This window comes from Micromonospora sp. D93 (assembly GCF_018070365.1).
In the GTDB taxonomy this organism is placed as follows: domain Bacteria; phylum Actinomycetota; class Actinomycetes; order Mycobacteriales; family Micromonosporaceae; genus Micromonospora; species Micromonospora ureilytica.
Map to the genome: position 1 here is coordinate 1 of NZ_JAGPXW010000031.1, position 17,800 is coordinate 17,800.

At 69.4% G+C, this 17,800-nt stretch carries 18 protein-coding genes; 7 read left to right on the top strand and 11 right to left on the bottom strand.

From position 1 onward, the window contains the following. Window positions 1–716: class F sortase (locus KBX71_RS27165; RefSeq protein WP_307847334.1), on the top strand; the 716-nt coding region annotated here is incomplete at its 5' end. A 1-nt stretch (window position 717) separates the two neighbouring features. On the opposite strand, the gene KBX71_RS27170 is transcribed toward KBX71_RS27165, so the two are convergent. Continuing rightward, window positions 718–1,068 carry a DUF2203 domain-containing protein gene (locus KBX71_RS27170; protein WP_124821154.1) on the bottom strand — a complete coding sequence of 117 codons (351 nt, stop codon included), beginning with the start codon at window positions 1,066–1,068 and terminating at the stop codon, window positions 718–720. Between the two features lie 152 nt (window positions 1,069–1,220). Between KBX71_RS27170 and KBX71_RS27175 the strand changes: the two genes are divergently transcribed. Further along, window positions 1,221–2,912, top strand: coding sequence for a metallophosphoesterase (locus KBX71_RS27175; protein WP_210820630.1), 1,692 nt, complete (start codon window positions 1,221–1,223; stop codon window positions 2,910–2,912). After that, complete coding sequence (locus KBX71_RS27180; protein WP_210820631.1) at window positions 2,905–3,831, top strand: HAD family hydrolase; 927 nt, start codon at window positions 2,905–2,907, stop codon at window positions 3,829–3,831. The genes KBX71_RS27175 and KBX71_RS27180 overlap by 8 nt, the downstream gene beginning before the upstream one ends. Here KBX71_RS27180 and KBX71_RS27185 read toward each other — a convergent pair. From KBX71_RS27185 to KBX71_RS27205, 5 genes are all read right to left on the bottom strand, one after another. After that, window positions 3,789–4,421: an SLATT domain-containing protein gene (locus KBX71_RS27185; protein WP_210820702.1), complete on the bottom strand. Its 633-nt coding sequence runs from the start codon at window positions 4,419–4,421 to the stop codon at window positions 3,789–3,791. The genes KBX71_RS27180 and KBX71_RS27185 overlap by 43 nt on opposite strands. 192 nt (window positions 4,422–4,613) lie before the next feature. Next, window positions 4,614–5,432: a pyrroline-5-carboxylate reductase gene (gene proC / locus KBX71_RS27190; RefSeq protein WP_210820632.1), complete on the bottom strand. Its 819-nt coding sequence runs from the start codon at window positions 5,430–5,432 to the stop codon at window positions 4,614–4,616. Window positions 5,433–5,504: 72 nt separating this feature from the next. Then, window positions 5,505–6,533: a 6-phosphofructokinase gene (locus tag KBX71_RS27195; protein ID WP_110564192.1), complete on the bottom strand. Its 1,029-nt coding sequence runs from the start codon at window positions 6,531–6,533 to the stop codon at window positions 5,505–5,507. 160 nt (window positions 6,534–6,693) lie between these two features. Beyond that, window positions 6,694–7,197, bottom strand: a complete 504-nt coding sequence (locus KBX71_RS27200) for a pyridoxamine 5'-phosphate oxidase family protein (protein WP_196925350.1) — start codon at window positions 7,195–7,197, stop codon at window positions 6,694–6,696. Window positions 7,198–7,275: 78 nt separating this feature from the next. Then, the gene (locus tag KBX71_RS27205) at window positions 7,276–7,773 is read right to left on the bottom strand and encodes a polyadenylate-specific 3'-exoribonuclease AS (RefSeq protein ID WP_196929996.1); all 498 of its coding nucleotides are present in this window, start codon (window positions 7,771–7,773) and stop codon (window positions 7,276–7,278) included. Window positions 7,774–8,043: 270 nt separating this feature from the next. Here KBX71_RS27205 and KBX71_RS27210 point away from each other — a divergent pair, with 270 nt between their 5' ends. After that, window positions 8,044–8,736: a Crp/Fnr family transcriptional regulator gene (locus KBX71_RS27210; RefSeq protein ID WP_091407574.1), complete on the top strand. Its 693-nt coding sequence runs from the start codon at window positions 8,044–8,046 to the stop codon at window positions 8,734–8,736. Window positions 8,737–8,879: 143 nt separating this feature from the next. Here the strand turns inward: KBX71_RS27210 and KBX71_RS27215 are convergent, their stop codons facing one another. Continuing rightward, window positions 8,880–9,137 carry a hypothetical protein gene (locus tag KBX71_RS27215; RefSeq protein WP_124821158.1) on the bottom strand — a complete coding sequence of 86 codons (258 nt, stop codon included), beginning with the start codon at window positions 9,135–9,137 and terminating at the stop codon, window positions 8,880–8,882. Window positions 9,138–9,274: 137 nt separating this feature from the next. Between KBX71_RS27215 and KBX71_RS27220 the strand changes: the two genes are divergently transcribed. Then, window positions 9,275–12,784 carry an AAA family ATPase gene (locus KBX71_RS27220; RefSeq protein ID WP_210820704.1) on the top strand — a complete coding sequence of 1,170 codons (3,510 nt, stop codon included), beginning with the start codon at window positions 9,275–9,277 and terminating at the stop codon, window positions 12,782–12,784. A 27-nt stretch (window positions 12,785–12,811) separates the two neighbouring features. Here KBX71_RS27220 and KBX71_RS27225 read toward each other — a convergent pair whose 3' ends face one another. The 4 genes from KBX71_RS27225 to KBX71_RS27240 all read right to left on the bottom strand — a co-directional run bounded on the left by KBX71_RS27225 (window position 12,812) and on the right by KBX71_RS27240 (window position 15,919). Further along, window positions 12,812–13,504 (bottom strand): 1-acyl-sn-glycerol-3-phosphate acyltransferase, encoded by a 693-nt coding sequence (locus KBX71_RS27225; protein WP_210820633.1) that lies wholly within the window; start codon window positions 13,502–13,504, stop codon window positions 12,812–12,814. Window positions 13,505–13,707: 203 nt separating this feature from the next. Then, window positions 13,708–13,992 (bottom strand): hypothetical protein, encoded by a 285-nt coding sequence (locus KBX71_RS27230; RefSeq protein ID WP_210820634.1) that lies wholly within the window; start codon window positions 13,990–13,992, stop codon window positions 13,708–13,710. 442 nt (window positions 13,993–14,434) lie between these two features. Next, window positions 14,435–15,511 carry a hypothetical protein gene (locus KBX71_RS27235; protein ID WP_210820635.1) on the bottom strand — a complete coding sequence of 359 codons (1,077 nt, stop codon included), beginning with the start codon at window positions 15,509–15,511 and terminating at the stop codon, window positions 14,435–14,437. A gap of 168 nt (window positions 15,512–15,679) precedes the next feature. Further along, window positions 15,680–15,919 carry a winged helix-turn-helix domain-containing protein gene (locus tag KBX71_RS27240; protein WP_307847336.1) on the bottom strand — a complete coding sequence of 80 codons (240 nt, stop codon included), beginning with the start codon at window positions 15,917–15,919 and terminating at the stop codon, window positions 15,680–15,682. Between the two features lie 258 nt (window positions 15,920–16,177). Here KBX71_RS27240 and KBX71_RS27245 point away from each other — a divergent pair, with 258 nt between their 5' ends. Next, the gene (locus KBX71_RS27245) at window positions 16,178–16,516 is read left to right on the top strand and encodes a hypothetical protein (protein WP_247684195.1); all 339 of its coding nucleotides are present in this window, start codon (window positions 16,178–16,180) and stop codon (window positions 16,514–16,516) included. A gap of 323 nt (window positions 16,517–16,839) precedes the next feature. After that, window positions 16,840–17,691 (top strand): DUF308 domain-containing protein, encoded by an 852-nt coding sequence (locus tag KBX71_RS27250; RefSeq protein ID WP_210820636.1) that lies wholly within the window; start codon window positions 16,840–16,842, stop codon window positions 17,689–17,691. Window positions 17,692–17,800 lie beyond the last annotated feature (109 nt).

Sequence of the window (17,800 nt, forward strand, 5' to 3'; positions counted from 1 at the left end):
CTGCTGCTCTGGCGTCGGCGGCGGCGCACCACCTGGTGAGCGCCGGGCCGGACCCGTCGATCCGGCGGCACCGTGACCGCCGGATACCGCTGGTCGCGCTGGTCGCGGCCGGCGCGGCGGTCTGCCTGGCCGCGGGCACCGGGGTCGGGCTGGCCACCGCCACCGGCCCACCACCGCCGGTGGCGAGCTGGCACCCCGGCTGCGACGACGACTGCCCGTCGGTGGCCGCCGTGCCCACGCCACAGGGTCCACCCACGCGAGTACGCGTACCGCGCATCGACGTCGACTCACCGCTCACCGTGCTGGGTCTGGACCGCGCCGGCGTGCTCATTCCACCGACCGACTTCCACACCGCCGGCTGGTACGGCGGTGGCCCGGCACCGGGCGACACCGGCCCGGCCGTACTCGCCGGGCATCTGGACTCACGACGCGGCCCGGCGGTCTTCGCCCGGCTCGGCGAGCTACGGCCCGGCGACCTCGTGCAGGTGTGGCGCGGCGGGCAGCGGTTGTCGTTCCGGGTGACCGGGTCGCTGCGTACCCGAAAGGACCGGTTTCCGACGGACGTGGTCTACGGGCCGACGCCCCTCGCGGAGCTGCGCCTGGTCACCTGCGGGGGCGACTTCGACCGGCGGCGGGGCCACTACGTCGACAACGTTGTGGTTTTCGCGGTGACCGAGGCCCCCCACCCGATCCTGCCGACGTCCGCGGCAGGCTGAGTCAGAGGGGGCGGCGGCCGGCGAAGCCGCACTCGGCCCGGTGGTACCAGCGCACGTCGGAGTCGCCTTCCAGCCAGCACCAGAGCACGGCACGGCCGGCCCGCTCGCCGGGGAAGTCGAGCAGCACCGGAGCGATGCCCTTGACCTGGATGTCGTGCTGGTGCAGCTCGTCGACGACGGCGTGCAGCCGCGCCTCCAGCGCCTTCACCTCGGCCAGCCCGCCGAGCGTGCTCATGCCGTGGTCGGCCAGGTCGACGCGCAGCTCGGCGAGGTCGGCCCGGACTCGGATCAACTCGTCGACGCGCGGCTGCAGGGTGGCCACCAGGTGCCGGGCCTGGGCAAGTGTGAACACCGGGCCAGTATGCCCGTCGCATCGCTCGATGGCGCCCTCTGAGCACAGCTCGGGGATGTCGCGTCTCGTTCCGCTCGGGTATACAGAGTGCTCCTCGTGGAGCAGCCCAACGTTCTCCGGGATCGTCCTTGGCGTGATGGAGGCTCACTGGCATGAGCGATGGTTCCTTTCTCACCAGCTCACCAGCTCTCCGGTTCCTCTTCCGCTACCGGGATCTGGTCGCCGACACGCTGCCCGAACATCGTGTCGTCCTGCAGGAGCGGGGCTGGTGCTGGTGGGGATGGTGGAAGCGGCCCAACGAACCCGGTCGGCTGGAGATATGGCAGGCGCTCGAACGGGAGACGCTCGCCGGGAACCGGGTTCTGATCGGACTGTTCCACTCCGGAACGGGTGCCGTGCATCCGGCGGTCGTCGAGCGGGTCATCGTGCCGCAGGCCGATGAGCTCGGCAGCTTCACTTCCCTCAATCCGCCCAGCACCGAGCGGGACGGCGTTCCCCCCTACTACCGATCGAGTCGGCACAGCCGGGGCTGGTTGCGGTTGGTGGCCCTGGCCGAGGAGCCGGTCGAGTTCTTTGGAAGGTTCTCCTTCGCCTCTGCACCGCCGTTACCGCATCACCCCACGAGACAGCTGGAACGGTTGGTGGGCAAGCGGATCCTGGACGCCGACGAGCTACGAGCGATGGACACCACCATCTGGGAAATCCGGCCGGTACAGCCGGCTGATTCCAGCGAGAGATTCCTCACCGCGTCACAGCGCCAGGACGCCGCCCTCTCTGCGGAGCCCATCGCCTGCCCAGGGCCGTGGCTACTGCACCTCACCGATCCGCACTACGCGACCGGACGCTTCCGTCAGGAGCATCAGTGGCGTTTGGAGACCGAAGACGGAGCGACACGACCCACCATGGTCGACGCAATCTCCAACGCGCTTGCCCACCACCAGCGGTCCGTGGGAGCGGTCCTCGTCACCGGCGATCTCACCTATGTCGCCGCCCCTGAGGAGTTCGACGCGGCACGAGCGGGTCTCTTCAAGCTAACCAACGGACTGCTCGGACTGGGCATGGAGCATCTCGTGGTCGTTCCCGGCAACCACGACATAGCCTGGACACGGGGTGAGTCTTACGAGTATGGCGCCCCGGTCGAGGTGGCACCGGCAGAGGCCACTGCCAGCTATCGAAAGTTCTTTCAAGCACTCTACGGATACCCGGCTTCGCCTCACCTCTCTATGGCTCGTCGTTTTGTCTTCCCCGGTGGCAATCTCCTCGACATCGCCGCAGTCAACTCCAGCTCGCTGGAACAGGGGCAGTCTTTCCTGGCCGGCATGGGCCGGGTGCAGGAGTCCGCATATCGCGAGGTGGCGAGCGCCCTCACCTGGTCGAGCCCTGGCTCAGCCCTACGAGTACTCGCGCTGCACCATCACCTCGCGCTGACCGAGGACCTCGAATCGCCGGACGAGTACGCCACCGGCTTCGGGATCGCCATCGATGCGCCCAGGATCCAGCGCATGGGTGCCCGTGATGGTGTACACCTCGTAGTGCACGGCCACAAGCACCGTGCGTTCGTCTGGCGTGCCGAGGCGTACCACCTCCCGGAGTACAGCAACGAGCGCTGGGAGTTGGGACGCTTCAACATTGTCGGCGGCGGAAGCAGCGGCTCGAGATCGTCAGACGGGCGGCGTAACTTCTTCAACCTGATCAGGGTAATGGGTTCCGTTGTGGAGTTGGAAATGTACCGGAGTCAACAGCAAGGCGCGTTCGAGCGCTTCATGACCTGGCGGGCGCCGTTGGCCACCGGAGCAGACGGCCGACTGGAGATCGCTCCCTGGCAGGTCGTTCCACATGGATGACAGACGCCCGATCATCAACGCTCTCATCCTCGACATGGACAACACGTTGTACGACTGGGTGGCGTACTTCGTACCCGCGGTCCGAGCGATGGTGACCGTGGCTGCCAAGCTCCTGGACGTGTCCGAGGACGAGGTGCGCGGCGACCTTCAGTTCGTGCACCGCGTACACGGCAACACCGAACACCCCTTCGCGTTGCTGGAGACTGCTGCGGTCGAGCGACATCTGCCCGCGATGAGCCAACGGGCGCGACACGAGTACCTGCTGCCAGCCTTCGCCGCCTTTAACGAAGTCCGGCGACACCACCTTCACCTCTACGGGGATGTAGAAAGTACCCTCCAGGCCGTAAAGGCCACGGGTTGTCGCATAGTGGGCCACACCGAAGCCAAAGACGTGAACATCAGCAGCCGAGCCCGGGCTCTCGGGTTGGAATCGATGCTGGAAGCGGTCTACGCGCCTCGGTTCGTTGGACCGCCACACCCGCTCGGCGTCGATCGGCGGTCGACTCCGGCGGCGATCGAGGTTCGGGTTCTCCCGCCGACGGCACGCAAGCCCAACCCGGACATTGCACGGCGGATCGCTGAGCAGCTCAACGTTCCGCCCTCCCGCTGCCTCTATGTGGGTGACAACCTGAACAAGGACGTGGTGATGGCCAAGCGAGCGGGGATGGTGGCAGCGTGGGCGCGCTACGGCACCCACCACAACCCCGAACTCTGGCGCGATTTGGTGGCGCTGTCTCATTGGGATCCTGCGGCCGTCAGTGAAGCAGTGAGCACGGGCGACGACTCAACACGGTTTGCGCCAGACGTCACGCTTGACGCCTTCCATGAGTTGCGGGACCACTACAGGTTCGCCCCAGCTCCCCGGTCAGGACGATCTCAGGTGGGGTCCGACTGCCTAGCCGCCGGTTCGACCGAGTGAGCGAAGCCGGCGGGGGACTGGGCCGCGGGGGTTGGCCACCCGCTCCTCCGACTCAAATCACCGATGTTGCTTCGGAACTCGCTCAGCCACTCGTCAGTCTCCGCTTCCACCAAATCGGCAGTGCGCATCACCAACACGCGGATCAGCTTCTCGCGCTGTTGTACCACTAAATCAGTTTCGTGGTCTTCGGTCGCCGTGCAAAGCTCTGCGGTTGTCCAATCCAACCGGAACTCGGTAAGCGCCCGCTGAAGTGCCTGCGCGGTGGCGATATCGCGCATCCATGCGGACGACAGCCCAAAGAAGTGGTCGAAGGCCAAGCACCCACCAGCCATTGCCAGTAGGACATACCCCCAACTGGCACCACTGCCGGCGCTGGCCGCGCTGATCAGGGGTACGACCCCTCCTGCGATTCCCAGCAGGATGGCGCAACCGCGCAAAACGCGCGAAACTCTGCGGCGGACCGCCTTGTCACGTAGATACCAGGCGATCGAGTCCTCGGCCTGCCCCTCTGCCCACTCGCGAAGGCGGTGCAGGACAACGCTACGCGACTGTTGTCCCTCAGCCGGGACAGGGAACGGGCGGATCGTCATGTCCCGCCGGGGGATCCGATGATGGGCCCTATCTACGTTGCCATTGCCGATGACCACGAATCCTCCGATGGCAGCCACACGGCGGGGCCGTGATCCAGCACAGGTTGGGAAACCGGAAGGAAACCTTTCGCCCTATACAACAGCCTGCATCGTCGACTTGCAGCAGTCAAAGATCAGTCTTCATCCGAGCGCTCAGTCGGCCTGTGCCGCCAGCTCGCGGGCGCGATCCCGGGCGGCCTCGAGCGCGGCGAGCAGCGCCGCGCGTACGCCGTGCTTCTCCAACTCACGGATCGCGGAGATGGTGGTGCCGGCCGGTGAGGTGACCGCCTCACGCAGCTTGACCGGGTGCTCCCCGGAGTCGCGCAGCATCACCGCCGACCCGATCGCGGTCTGCACGATCAGCTCGTGCGCCACCTGGCGGGGTAGCCCGAGCAGGATGCCCGCGTCGATCATGGCTTCGACCAGCAGGTAGAAGTAGGCCGGGCCGGATCCGGAGAGCGCGGTGACCGCGTCCTGCTGCGACTCGGGCACCCGGATCGTCTGGCCGAGCGGCTTGAACATCTCCTCGGCCAACGTCAGGTGCTCCCCGGTGGCGTACGCGCCGGCGGAGATCGCGGTCATCGCCTGGTCGACGAGCGCCGGGGTGTTGGTCATCACCCGCACCACAGGGGTCCCGTCGGGCAGCCGGCGACTGAAGAAACTGGTGGGCAGACCGGCGCAGAGCGAGATGACGAGCTTGTCGGCCGGCACCTTGGGGCCGATCTCGTCGAGGAGCGCGGCGGCGTCCTGCGGCTTCACCGAGACGGCGAGCACCGCGGCCTCGTCCACCGCGGTCAGGTTGTCGACCACCCGTACGCCGTAACGGGCGGTCAGCTCCTCGGCGCGAGAGGGCCGGCGGGCGGTGGCCAGCAGCCGGTCCACCGGCCATCCCGAGCGCAGCAGACCGGAGAGCATCAGCTCACCGATCTTGCCCGCGCCGATCACCGCGACTGTGTGCACCCCGGCTGACATGTCGGCCCGTACCCCCTCGCATTGGGTCGCGGCGCGGCGAACCCGCAGGCCCGCCGCGCCGCCGACGTTCGATCAGCTGCCGAAGAAGACCTCGGCCTCGGCGTACCGCTCCAGCGGCACGGTCTTCAGCTCGCGGGTGGCCTCCGCGAGGGGCACCCGGACGATGTCGGTGCTCTGCATCGCGACCATCTTGCCCCAGTCGCCGTCATTGACGGCGTCGATGGCCTGCAGGCCCAGGCGGGTGGCGAGCACCCGGTCGAAGGCGGTCGGGGTGCCACCGCGCTGGATGTGGCCCAGCACCACGGTGCGGGCCTCCTTGCCGGTCTTGGCCTCCAGCTGCTCGGCGAGCCACTGGCCGATGCCGCCGAGGCGGACGTGGCCGAACGAGTCGAGCTCCTGGTTGGCGAGGACCATCTGGCCGTCGAGCGGCTGGGCGCCCTCGGCGACCACGACGATCGGGGCGTACTGGTGCTGGAAGCGCTTCTCGACGTAGCCGGCCACCTGGTCGACGTCGAACTGGCGCTCGGGCAGCAGGATCACGTTGGCGCCGCCGGCCAGGCCGGCGTGCAGGGCGATCCAGCCGGCGTGCCGGCCCATCACCTCGACGACCAGGGTGCGGTGGTGGCTCTCCGCGGTGGTGTGCAGGCGGTCGATGGCCTCCATCGCGATGTTGACAGCGGTGTCGAAGCCGAAGGTGTAGTCGGTGGCGCCGAGGTCGTTGTCGATCGTCTTCGGCACGCCGACGACGTGCACGCCCAGCTCGTAGAGCTTGGTGGCCACGCCGAGGGTGTCCTCGCCGCCGATCGCGATCAGCGCGTCCACGCCCTGGGCGGCGAGGTTGTCCTTGATCCGCTCGACGCCGTTCTCGATCTTGAACGGGTTGGTCCGGGACGAGCCGAGGATGGTGCCGCCGCGGGGCAGGATGCCGCGGACGTCGGCGATACCCAGGGGCCGGGACAGACCCTCGAGCGGGCCCTTCCAGCCGTCCCGGAAGCCCACGAACTCGTGACCGTAAGTGGCGACGCCCTTGCGGACCACCGCCCGGATGACCGCGTTGAGACCGGGGCAGTCGCCGCCGCCGGTGAGCACGCCGATACGCATGATCCGCATCCTCCTGGAGCATCAGGTAAAGCCCGATATGCCCCAGGATATGTGTCAGGTCAGACCATCGGCGCCGTTGCCGGCCCGGGGCGGGCCGTCACTGCGAACTGTAGTCGGCCCGCCGGTACGGCGACAGCGCGCCCCGGCCCTCCACCCCCGGTCAGTAGGTCACCTCGTGGTTCTCGCCGGCCTTCGGAGGCCGACCGGTGACCGCGGCCTTCGCGTAGCCGAGCAGGTTCACCACGGTGCTGCTCGGCGAGTCCCAGTACTCGGCGGAGCTGGTGTGCACCTTGATCAGCGTCAGGCCGGGGGTGTCCAGCCCGTCGGGGAACCACGCCTTGAGCAGCGGGTTCCACAGCTGCTCGGCGCGGGCCCGGTCGAACCCCTCGGTGGCGGTACCGGAGATCGACACCCACGCGTTGTGCTTCTGGTCGGAGAAGGCGACATTGACCTCCGGGTTCACCCGGATCTGGCGGACCTTGGCCGAGTCGGCGTAGGCGAAGAACCACAGCTCGCCGTCGAACTCGGCCTCCTGGAGCCCCATCGGCCGGCTCACCTGCCGCCCGTCCAGAGCAGTAGTGGTGAGCATGCAGATCCGCGCGGCCCGGGCCAGGCCGGTGACCCGGGCGCGTGCCTCCGCGGCGCTGGTCGGCTGGTCACTCATGGCAATCTCCCTCGGCTCGGCTGGTCGAACCGTTGCCCGGGACAGAACCGGTCAAACCTACGGCGGCGCGGCCACCACTCAACGGGCGGTCATCGCCCGCCAGCGGGCCAGATTGTGCCGGGCGTCGACCAGGGCATCGTGCCGGGCCGCGTCCGCGTCCGGCAGGGGGGGACGACCGCGCTCGTCCCAGAGCTGCCGCAGCTCCTTGGTGTAGCGGGGAATCTCCCGGGGCAGCGCCGGCATCGCACCCCAGAGCTGGGCGAGCACCACGTGGTCGTACGCGGCGAACCAGGCCCACAGCTCCAGCTGCTCCCCCGGCCGGTCCCGAATCGGCTCCATCAGGAAGTCGTACAGGTCGTCGCGGATGCGCTCACGCGAGCGCCAGGCCCGGTCCGCCGGGGAGGGCAACTTGTCCAACACGTTGCGTCGAACCCAGGGCACGGCGCGGGAGTCGTCGAACTCGGTGGAGACCGCGTAGAACTCGCGGCCGTACTCGTCGACGACACCGATCGAGACGAGGTCGACGGTCGTGCCGTCCTCGATGAACTCGCAGTCGTAGAAGTAGCGGTAGACCATTCCGGGCATCTTCGCCCACCGCCGCACGGCCGTGCCCGGCGGGGCCCACCCCAGGGCGGGGACGAGCCACATCGACACCTCGTGAACGGTACGTCGCAGCTCGTGACGGTCACGGAAGTGCTTCGAGGGGTGTACAGCAAGCGACCGGACCGTCATGATCTGATGTGTACCGCTACCGGACGCCGAATCGGTGTCAGTTCACCTTGTCGGGGCCCATCAGGTTCGCCCGGTGAGCGAGTTGTGGTCCATGACCGGGGGAGGGGTTGGGCCGTGGAGGTTCGCCTGCCAGAGCCGGGTGACGCGCTCACGGGTGTTGAGATGTTCGCCGGGCTGGAGCCCGAGGTGCGGCAACGCGTCATCGCGGCCGCAGTTCCGCGCACCTACCGCAAGGGCCAACTGCTCTTCGTGGAGAACGACCCCGGCGAGTCGCTGATCGTGCTGCGCCGTGGCGCGGTGGCCGTGTTCCGCACCGCGCCCACCGGCGAGCGGGCCGTGTTGTCGGTTATCCGTCCACCGGACGTGCTCGGTGAGGTCTCCCTGCTCGACGCGTCCACCCGGTCCGCCTCGGCCGAGGCCATCGAGGACTGCGCGGCGCTCGCGCTCTCGCGGGGCGCGTTCATGGAGTTGGTGCACTCCAACCCACGCATCCTGGACGCGGTGATGCGCTCACTGGGCGGGCTGATCCGTCGGCTCACCGAGCAGAACGCCGACCACGTCTTCCTCGACCTGCCAGGTCGGGTGGCGAAGACGCTGGTTCGGTTGGCCGGCGAGAGCCAGGCGCCGATGATCACGATCGAGCTCAATCAGAGCCAGCTGGCCGAGATGGCCGGTGGTTCCCGGCAGAGCGTCAACCAGGCGATCGGCTCGTTCGCGAGCCGTGGCTGGTTGCGTACCGAGGGCCGCCGGATCGTGGTGACCGACGTGGCCGCGCTGCGCCGCCGCGCCGGCATGGCCGACCGCTGAGCGACCGGCCCGCCCCGGCTTCGTCGCCGACCTGATCCAGGTGGACGCTCGCACCCGTCGCCGGCCAGTCACCCTCACACACGGCCGATGCCGGCTGCCACTGGCAGCCGGCATCGGCGAACGTGCGGGCGAAACGGGTGCGGTCAGTCCTCTTTGCTGTCGGCCGGCGGCGCACCCGGCCCCGGACCGATCTTCTTCGGGTCGGTCGGCTTACCGGCCGTGGACGTGCTCGACGAGGTGGTCGTGGTCTCCCCCGACCCGCCCGACTGGCCCTCAGGCTCTTCCACCATGCCCTGCTCCTCCAGTTCGGCGAGAGTGACCGCATCGACGTCGATCGTGTCGCCCGGAGCCCATAGCGTGCCACCCGGATCGGTCCACGAGGCGGACAGTCGTACCTGCACGGCACTCTCCCTGACATGAAACTTCCTGGTACGGAACACTAACCCCGACCGATCGACGCCGTTGCCCGTCCGCACGTCGGGTACCCGACTGGGCCGACCGGCCGCGATACTGACCTCTTTCGCCCACGGAGCTGAACATCGACCTCAAGTGTGGACACTGCGCACGCGCGGCCGGGCCGGACGACCGCTTCTGCGGCGGGTGTGGCCAGCCGCTCGGGGTCAACTGTGCGCACTGCGGGCACGCCAACAGCACCGAGGTCAACTTCTGCACCAGCTGCGGCCAACCGCTGCGGGACCACGTCGTCGCGGTGCAGGAGGACCGGCGTCAGGTCAGCGTGCTCTTCGTCGACATAGTGGACTTCACCAGGTACGCGGAGCAGGCCGACCCGGAGCAGGCCCGCGGCCTGCAACAGACCTACTTCGCCACGGTGCGCCGGATCGTGCACCAGTACGGCGGGGTCGTCGAGAAGTACATCGGCGACGCGGCGATGGCGCTGTTCGGCGCGCCGGTGGCCACCGACAACGACGCGTTGCGGTGTGTCCGCGCCGGCCTGGAGCTGCAGCGGAACCTGGCCCGCCAGCCCGCCGGTCCACAGCCGCCACTCGGCTTCCGGGTCGGCATCGCGACCGGCGAGGCCCTGGTCGACCTCTCCGCCACCCGCGACGGCGGGCAGGCCTTCGTGACCGGAGACGTGGTCAACACGGCCTCCCGCCTGCAGGGGTTCGCCCCACCGGGCGGTGTCGTCGTCGACGAGAGCACCTGGTCGGCCACGCGACACGAGATGGAGTACGCCGACCAACCACCGGTCACCCTGCGCGGCCGGTCCGCGGTGAGCCGGATCTGGCTGGCCGTCCAGGTTCGACCGCATCGGGACCCGCGCGGCGCCGAGCTGACCCCGATGGTGGACCGGGAACACGAACGCGGCCTGCTGGTCAACGCGCTGCACCGGATGGTGACCGAGCGGACCTCCCAGTTGGTGACGGTGTTCGGCCCGGCCGGCGTGGGCAAGAGCCGGCTGCTGCGCGAGCTGGCCCGGCACGCCGGCAGCATGCCCGGCCCGCCGATCACCTGGCTCGTCGGGCAGTGCCCGCCGTTCGGCGAGAACGTCACCTGGGCCGCGCTGTCGGACATCGTGAAGACCTGGGTGGGCGTCCCGGAGGTCGACGACCCGGTTGCGCTGCGCGAGCGGCTGCGGTCCCGGCTGGGGCAGCTCGCCGACCCGCACGCGACCCGGCTGGCCGAGGCGCTCGGGCCGCTGATCGGCGTACCCGGTGAGCGGCTCACGCCCGGCGAGACCGAGGCCGCCTGGCGGCGGTTCCTGCTCGCCCTGGCGACCACCGGCCCGACAGTGCTGGTCTTCGAGGACATGCACTGGGCCGACCAGGCGATGCTCGCCTTCGTCGAGCAGTTGGGCGCGTCAGCGCGCGGCGTACCGCTGCTTGTCGTCGCGACCGCCCGACCGGAGCTGCGGGAACGACACCCAGCCTGGACCGGCACGATCAGTGGCGCGATGTCCATCTCGGTGCCGCCGATGCACGACACCGACATCGACACGCTCTACTCGCTGCTCCTCGGGCAGGCGACGTTGCCCTCCGGCTCGCGTACCCCGCTGATCGAGTTCGCCGACGGCAACCCGCTCTACGCCCAGGAGTACGCCCGGATGCTGCTGGACGGCGGCCTGCTCGACGCGGTCAATTCGGCCGCCCGCCCCGACCTCGACGGTGGCGCGGAGATGCCCCGCACGGTGCAGGCGGTCATCGCGAACCGGCTCGACCTGCTGGACCCGGCCGACCGGGCGGTGCTCCAGGCCGCCGCCGTGGTCGGCGTGGTGTTCTGGGCCGCGCCGGTGGCGATGGCGCTGGGGCGGCCGGTGGAGTGGGTGGAGCGTGCGCTGGACCGCCTGCAACGTCGCGACCTGGTGTACGAGCAGAGCACGTCGACGATGCCCGGCCAGCCGGAGTACCGGTTCCGGCACATCCTCGTGCGCGACGTCTGCTACCAGCGGCTGCCCCGGGCCGAGCGGGTACTGCGCCACCAACGCACCGCCGACTGGATGGCGCAGCTCACCGACGGCCGGCAGTACGACCTGGCCGAGGTGCTGGCCCACCATCGCTGGGCGGCACACGAGATCGCCCGGACCGTCGGGCTGGACACCGCCCCGTACGCCCCGCCGGCGCGGGCCGCGCTGCACCGGGCGGCCCGCCGGGCGTACGAGCTGCACGCGCTGGACACCGCCGCCGCGCTGGTCGGCCGGGCGCTGGCCCTGGACGTCGGGCCGGACCCGGCGTTGGAGCTGTTCGACGCCGAGCTGGCGTTCTATCGGGACGGGGACGCCTTCCTCGTGGCGGGTGGCACGGGCACTCTCACCGGGCTGGCCGAGCGGCTCGCCACGAGCGGCGACCGGACGGGGGCGGCGCGCGCCTGGACGCTGCTCGCCACGGCCGCGTGGAGTCGGGCCGACCGTTCGGCGACGCTGCACTGCCTGGACCAGGCGATCGGCATCTACAGCGACCTACCGGACAGTCAGGAGAAGGCGGGCGCCCTGTTGGAGCTGGCCCGGGTGCACATGCTCAACGCGGAGACCGAGCCGGCGTGCACCGCGGCGCGGGCGGCGGCGTCCCTGGCCGAGCGGCTCCAGCTGCGCGAGGTCCAGGCCAACGCGCGGATCACCCTGGCCGTGGCGCGCTACCTGGCCGGTTCCGCCTCGGCGTTCCCGGAGCTGGCGGAGGTGACCGAGCACTGCCGGGTGGAACGGCTGACCAGTCGACGCCGCGCGGTGCAGAACCTGGCCTGGGCGTTGCAGGAGGAGGGCGACCTGGCCGGCTCGGCCCGGTTGGTCGACGAGCAGCAAACCCTCGACCTGGGCGGGGAGCACAGCCTGGCCACCAGCTTCGCCGACCAGTGGGCGCGGTCGTACTACGCGGGTGACTGGACGGCCGCGCTGGCGATGGCTGCGGAGTCGACCCGACGGCCGACCGCGGAGTGGGATCTGCACATCGTGGCGGTCTCGGGTTGGATGCGCGGGCTGGCCGGGGCCGAGCTGGTCGCGACCGCCGGGCCGGACGTAACGGTGGGGCCCGACGGAACCGTGGGGCCGGACGGAACGGGTGGGGATCTGGTCGAGCAGGCGCTGGTCGCGGCGCGGCGCACCGGATTCCACCGGGTGCTGCGCTCCACCCTGGCGCACGCCGCGCTGTGCCGGGCGGTGCAGGGCCGTCGCGACGAGGCGATGGCGCTGCTCACCGAGCTGGACGAGGACTGGCGACGGACCCGGATGATTCCGTTCGCTGAGTGGGTGCCGGCCGTCGGGCACGTCGCCGGGGTGCTCGGCGCGGACGCCGCCCGGCTGGTCCGGCAGATGCTCGACCGGGCGCCCCGGATGACCCCGTGGGCTCACGCCGCCGGTCAGGTCGCCGACGCCACGCTGGCCCGGCACGCCGGGGACGCCTCGACCGCGGCGAACCTGCTGCGCGAGGCGGCGGCGAGCTACGCCCGGATGACCGACGTGACCGACGAGGTCATCACGCTGGCGCTGGCGATCGGCCCGCTGGCTGAGACCGATCCACCGGCCGCCGCGGCGACCCGCGCCCGCCTGCACGACTTCGCCACCCGTCACCACGCCCCCACCCTGCTCCACCTGCCCTGACCGTCGACGGCGTAGGCACGGCGGCAGTCAGGCGGCCAGTGGCGCCGGGACGGGCTCCTTGAGCTTCTGGGCGTAGATGTCGACGTACTCCCGACCGGAGAGCTCCATCAACTCGTACATGATCTCGTCGGTGACCGCGCGCTCGACGAACCGGTCGCCGGCCAGGCCGGCGTAGCGGGAGAAGTCCAGTGGTGGCCCGAACCGGACCTTCACCCGGTCGATCTTGGGGATGAGCTTGCCCGGCGGCTGGATCTTGTCGGCGTTGAGCATCGCCACCGGCACCACCACCGCGCCGCTCTCCAGGGCGAGCCGGGCCACCCCGGTCTTGCCCCGGTAGAGCCGCCCGTCCGGGGAGCGGGTGCCCTCGGGGTAGATGCCGGCCACTCCCCCACCGCGCAGCACCTGCAACTGGGTGTCCAGTGCGGCACGCGCGGCCTGGCCGCCGGAGCGATCCACCGGAATCGTGCCCGTGCCGACGAAGAACATCTTGGTCAGCCAGCCCTTGAGTCCCTTGCCGGTGAAGTACTCGGCCTTGGCGACGAAGGTGACCTTCCGGGTGGTGATCAACGGCGTGAAGATCGAGTCGGAGAAGGAGAGGTGGTTGCTCGCCAGGATCACCGGACCGGTCGCGGGCACGTTGCGCAGGCCCTCCACCTGCGGGCGGAAGATCAGCTTGAGCAGCGGACCGAGGATGACGTACTTCAGCAGCCAGTAGAGCACCGGCGTCCTTTCCGTGGTGTGCCCGCGACAGCGCCAGCCGTCGTCGCCGCCGAGCCTACGAAGCGAGCGCTCTCACCACAACGGAGCCGACGCATAGGCACCGTCCCATGCCCACCACCACAGGGCATTGACTGCGGTCAGCAGGGCCGCGAGCAGGTAGTCGGGCGACTGGGCGACTGGGCGACTGGGCGACTGGGCGAGCATCAGCGCCCGCCACCGCCGGCTCTGCGGACGCCACCGCTGCTCGGGTAGACCCGACCACGAGCATCTTCGCCGTGTGCACTGCTGCGATCCAAAACGGGAAGAAGATCCCCTTCGCCGATGTCGAACGCCGGGTCCTTGACCCGCTCGTCGGCGAGGACGGACACCGGGACCAGGACAAGCGCACTGCCCAGCATCAGGTGGCCGAGGGTCCAGTCGCCCGGCTGTACGGGGCCAACGCTGAGCAGGAGTCCCAGCAGGGTAAAACCCAGGTCCAGGTAGAGCACGATCCCGGGTGGCGTCTGCCGGTATTAAAGGTGACGATCGGCGAAGGCGGCGGAATGTCCACCTCCTCGCATTCATCAGTAGCCAAGTTGACGTCTCCGCTCTCGATCGTTGGCAGCTCAGCGGTGCGGTGCCCGGCGTGTCGAGTCACCCAACTGCCAACGATCACCGAGATTGCGGTCGTCGCGCAAGAACGGACAAAGGACCCCCACGCCGCGACCTGCGGGAGCAGCCGTGCTTCGGAAGACGCGACACAACGCACTCCCGGACCCATGCCCCGGCGTGTCACGATTCGTGGCGCGTATGCCTTCCGGCTCCGTCCGGTTCGATACGTCTGAGTACGGCTCCACGGCCCGGCGAGCCGGCTCCGCACGGCTCCGTCGCCCCCGATCCGGTTGACTGTGTTAGCACCGGAGTTAGCAAGCGAGGGACGGGCCTGCCCGGTCAGCCCAAACCTTGACCATAGAGGTCAAACCCGATCTTTGCGACCTGGGCGAGATGCTGCAGGTCCTCCGGCGCACCCTCCAGCAGACCCTTCCCCCGAGCAAGCAGCGACCGGACCCAACCCTTGTCGGGCTCGTCCTTGGCCGCTTCCCGCTCCAGTTCGGCGGCGACCGTCTCGTACTGCGGCTGCTGGTCGTCAGGGAGCAGCCGGGCGAACTCCCGCAGCGCCTCCGCGAACACGGTCAATACCTGAGCGTCGTTGGTGTTGGTCTGGTTCTGCGCGACGTCCCGGTTCGCCACCGCGAGTTGGCCCTTGTTGTCGCCCATCACGGTGACGCTCACGCCCGCGCCGTCGCCCCGGTTCAAGTAGCTCACAACCCCTCCGTACTGCTCGATGCACTCGGTCCCGGCCGGCTCGATGGTCGGGGTCTCGTCCGTCCCGCCCAGTAGTCGCCGCTCCCGGAGGAAGCGGACCGCATCCACTAGATCGGCCGCGCTGAACTGCACTCCGTTGAACCAGCCGTATGGGCTGCTGACGATCTCGGCGATCTCGGTCGACTCGCCGTTTGCGTCCCGCTCGTAGACCCAGCGCAGAACGGCGTCCCGGCACGCACTGCGACGAGCGCGGTTATCCCCACGGCGCTCGATCCGTTGCGCGGCTTCGCGGGTCCCAACGTCCGTCAAGCTGATGCACCGGATCATGCCGCGCCGACCGATTGCCTTGGCCTCCCTGATGAAGCCGTCGTGGACCAGTGCGTCGATAGCGACGTCGACCTTCGCCTCGACCACGGGCAGTAACTCCTGGTTACCGGTGGCCTCCACCAACTGATTGATGGACGGCCATGCCCCCCACTGCGCTTTCTGCAGAACGAACAGCCAGTCGAGGAGTAATCCGGCGACAAGACCCAGTTCGGAGCCGGCTACACCCCCGAGGCCACCTCCACCACCGTCCGCCACCCCTGCGCTGGTCGCCTCTGCGTTGATCGGCACTCGCACTGGCGTCTTCGCCACCTCCCGCTCGATCTCCTTCATCATCTTCCGAATACCCGGCTTGTTGATCTTGAATCCGCTCGCCATGCGGTCCCCCCAGATCGCTCGTGGTCATTCGACCAGCACGGTACTGGCCGGGCATGACACCGCAGGCTCCCAACCTGAACGACTCTCCGCCTTGGAGAAACATCAGCCCCATCGGACGAGCCGCCTCGCGGCGGGAGACAACAGCCGGCCGGAAACCGCGCGCGGAAGCTACCTGGAGTCGCGCCCCTCGGCCACGAACACGCCCTTGCCCTGCCGGCCATAGACCAGCCCACGGTCATGTAGCAGGCCAAACGCACGATTGACGGTCGCCCACGAGACGTGGTGTTCTTCGCTTAGCTCCGAGGTGGACGGCAGCTTGTCGTGCGCCTTCAACTCACCGGACCTGATTCGCTCGGTGATCAAGTCGGCGATCCGCCGGTACTCAGCCTGCTCGTAGGGCACGGCCACGACATTAACCGTCAAACCCATCAGTTACCACAAGATCAGACTTAGGTCAAGCTCTGACTTAAGTCAGAGTTAGACACAGGTTGTCGAGGAGGCCGCCGTGTTGCCGCAGGTCAGAGCAGTCCCGTTCCTCGTGCAGATCGCCGGGACCCGCATCGACGCTCACAGAGGACGACGCTGCCGGGAGTGCCGCCCTTGTGATTGGTGCCCCGGCTTAGCGATGGCCCGAGCGCAGGTCGCCGCTTGGCGGAAGACCCGCCCATGGTGACCGGGCTAAAGGCCGGTGACCTACTGCAGATCGACCGGACCGCGTCGGTTCAGTTCCTGACCCCGTTCCGGATCCGGCTGATCAAGGTGCTGACCGACCGGATCACCTACGACGGGTGGGTCTGGTTGGAGGCGTATCAGCTCGACGACCGGGACGAGGCGGTCGCCCGCCGAGAGCTGTTCGTCCGCAAGGAGGGGTTGCGGCTGTTGGTCGAGCCGCCGCCGCAGCGTCGGCCGGCTGCGCCGCGACGGCGGGCGAACCAGGCCGCCCACCGGCGCAGGCAACCGGACACGTCTCGGAAGCCCTCCTCTACCCCAGGACAGCCGACCTAGCCTCGACCGCGCCGCTGCTCGGCGGGGGCACGGGAGACCCCATGACTACCGGCGGTAGGTACAGACCGGCCCCGACTTCGGGAGGCAGCCGGGTGGGGCCAGGGCGCCAGCGCCCGACTGAGGCTTCTGTTGGCAAGTGATTAGCAAGAACGGACATAGAGCCCCCACCGCGACCTGCGGGAGCAGCCGTGACTTTGGAAGACGCGACACAACGCACTCCCGGAACCATGCCCTGACGTGTCACGATTCAGAGCACGGCGTGCGGACGGGCGCCGAGGGGCAGAGGTGGCCGCGCCGGAAGGCGCGTTAAGGGGGATGTCCGGGTGTCAGCGGGTGGGGCCCGCCGGGGACGGCGGGACAACGGGCTCGACGCGAACGAGTACGCCGTCGTCGGCGACGTCGATCCGCGCGTCGGTGAGCACCTGCTCGACGTGCTGGCCGCCGGCGGGATCGCCGCCTACCTCCAGCCGTCCGCCGACCTCAACCCGGTCACCCGCACCACCACCGTGCCGGCCCGGCCGGTCGACCGGCTCTACGTCGACCGCTCGCACCTGACCACCGCACGGGACTATTTGACCCAGCTCGCCGACGAGACCACTCCGGAGCAGCCGCCGGCTCGCGACGAACCGGACATCGACGCCGAGTGGGCGCGGATCGTGGCGGGCTTCCACACCACCTCCACGCCCGGTGACCACCCGTGGCCGGCCTCCGAGGACGTGGACGAACGGGACAACCGGGACGAGTCGACCTCCGGGACGCTGACCCGCTCCGGCGCCGACGAGCCCGGTCCGACCGCCACCGACGTTCGCCGGCTACCGTCCGCGACGGACATCTCCGGGATCTCGGTGGGGCGCGGCACCCGACCGGACGAGCCCTCGCTGCTGGACGGGCTGGACACCTTCGGCGCCGACCTGCCCGACGACGAGGACGACGAGGGTTACCACCCGCCGCCACCGCCGCCGCTGCCGCGGGTCAGCAAGTACGCGGTGATCGGCGTGCTCGGGGTGGTCGTCGGGTTCGTGCTGTTCCTCTTCCCGTGGCTGCTCCCGATCGACCGGTCGGCGGTGACGCTGTTCGGGTTCACCGGCATCCTGGCCGGTTTCGTCACGCTGATCTGGCGGCTGCGCCCCGGCGACGAGGACGAGGACGACCCGGACAACGGCGCCGTCGTCTGAGGTCGGCCCGCATCCCGGGACGGCAGCGCCCCGCCGGGGGCGTAACAGTGGTGTAACTTACTGTCAGTAGGAATACCGCTGTACGTCACTTCCCCCGCTGACTGACCGG

What these genes read in the sequence shown, in the direction of transcription:
- KBX71_RS27175 (WP_210820630.1), top strand. Translation starts at nt 1,221, where the DNA reads ATGAGCGATGGTTCCTTTCTCACCAGCTCACCAGCTCTCCGGTTCCTC.
- KBX71_RS27180 (WP_210820631.1), top strand. Translation starts at nt 2,905, where the DNA reads ATGGATGACAGACGCCCGATCATCAACGCTCTCATCCTCGACATGGAC.
- KBX71_RS27185 (WP_210820702.1), bottom strand. Translation starts at nt 4,421, where the DNA reads ATGACGATCCGCCCGTTCCCTGTCCCGGCTGAGGGACAACAGTCGCGT.
- proC (WP_210820632.1), bottom strand. Translation starts at nt 5,432, where the DNA reads ATGTCAGCCGGGGTGCACACAGTCGCGGTGATCGGCGCGGGCAAGATC.
- KBX71_RS27195 (WP_110564192.1), bottom strand. Translation starts at nt 6,533, where the DNA reads ATGCGTATCGGCGTGCTCACCGGCGGCGGCGACTGCCCCGGTCTCAAC.
- KBX71_RS27200 (WP_196925350.1), bottom strand. Translation starts at nt 7,197, where the DNA reads ATGAGTGACCAGCCGACCAGCGCCGCGGAGGCACGCGCCCGGGTCACC.
- KBX71_RS27205 (WP_196929996.1), bottom strand. Translation starts at nt 7,773, where the DNA reads ATGGTCTACCGCTACTTCTACGACTGCGAGTTCATCGAGGACGGCACG.
- KBX71_RS27235 (WP_210820635.1), bottom strand. Translation starts at nt 15,511, where the DNA reads ATGGCGAGCGGATTCAAGATCAACAAGCCGGGTATTCGGAAGATGATG.
- KBX71_RS27245 (WP_247684195.1), top strand. Translation starts at nt 16,178, where the DNA reads ATGGTGACCGGGCTAAAGGCCGGTGACCTACTGCAGATCGACCGGACC.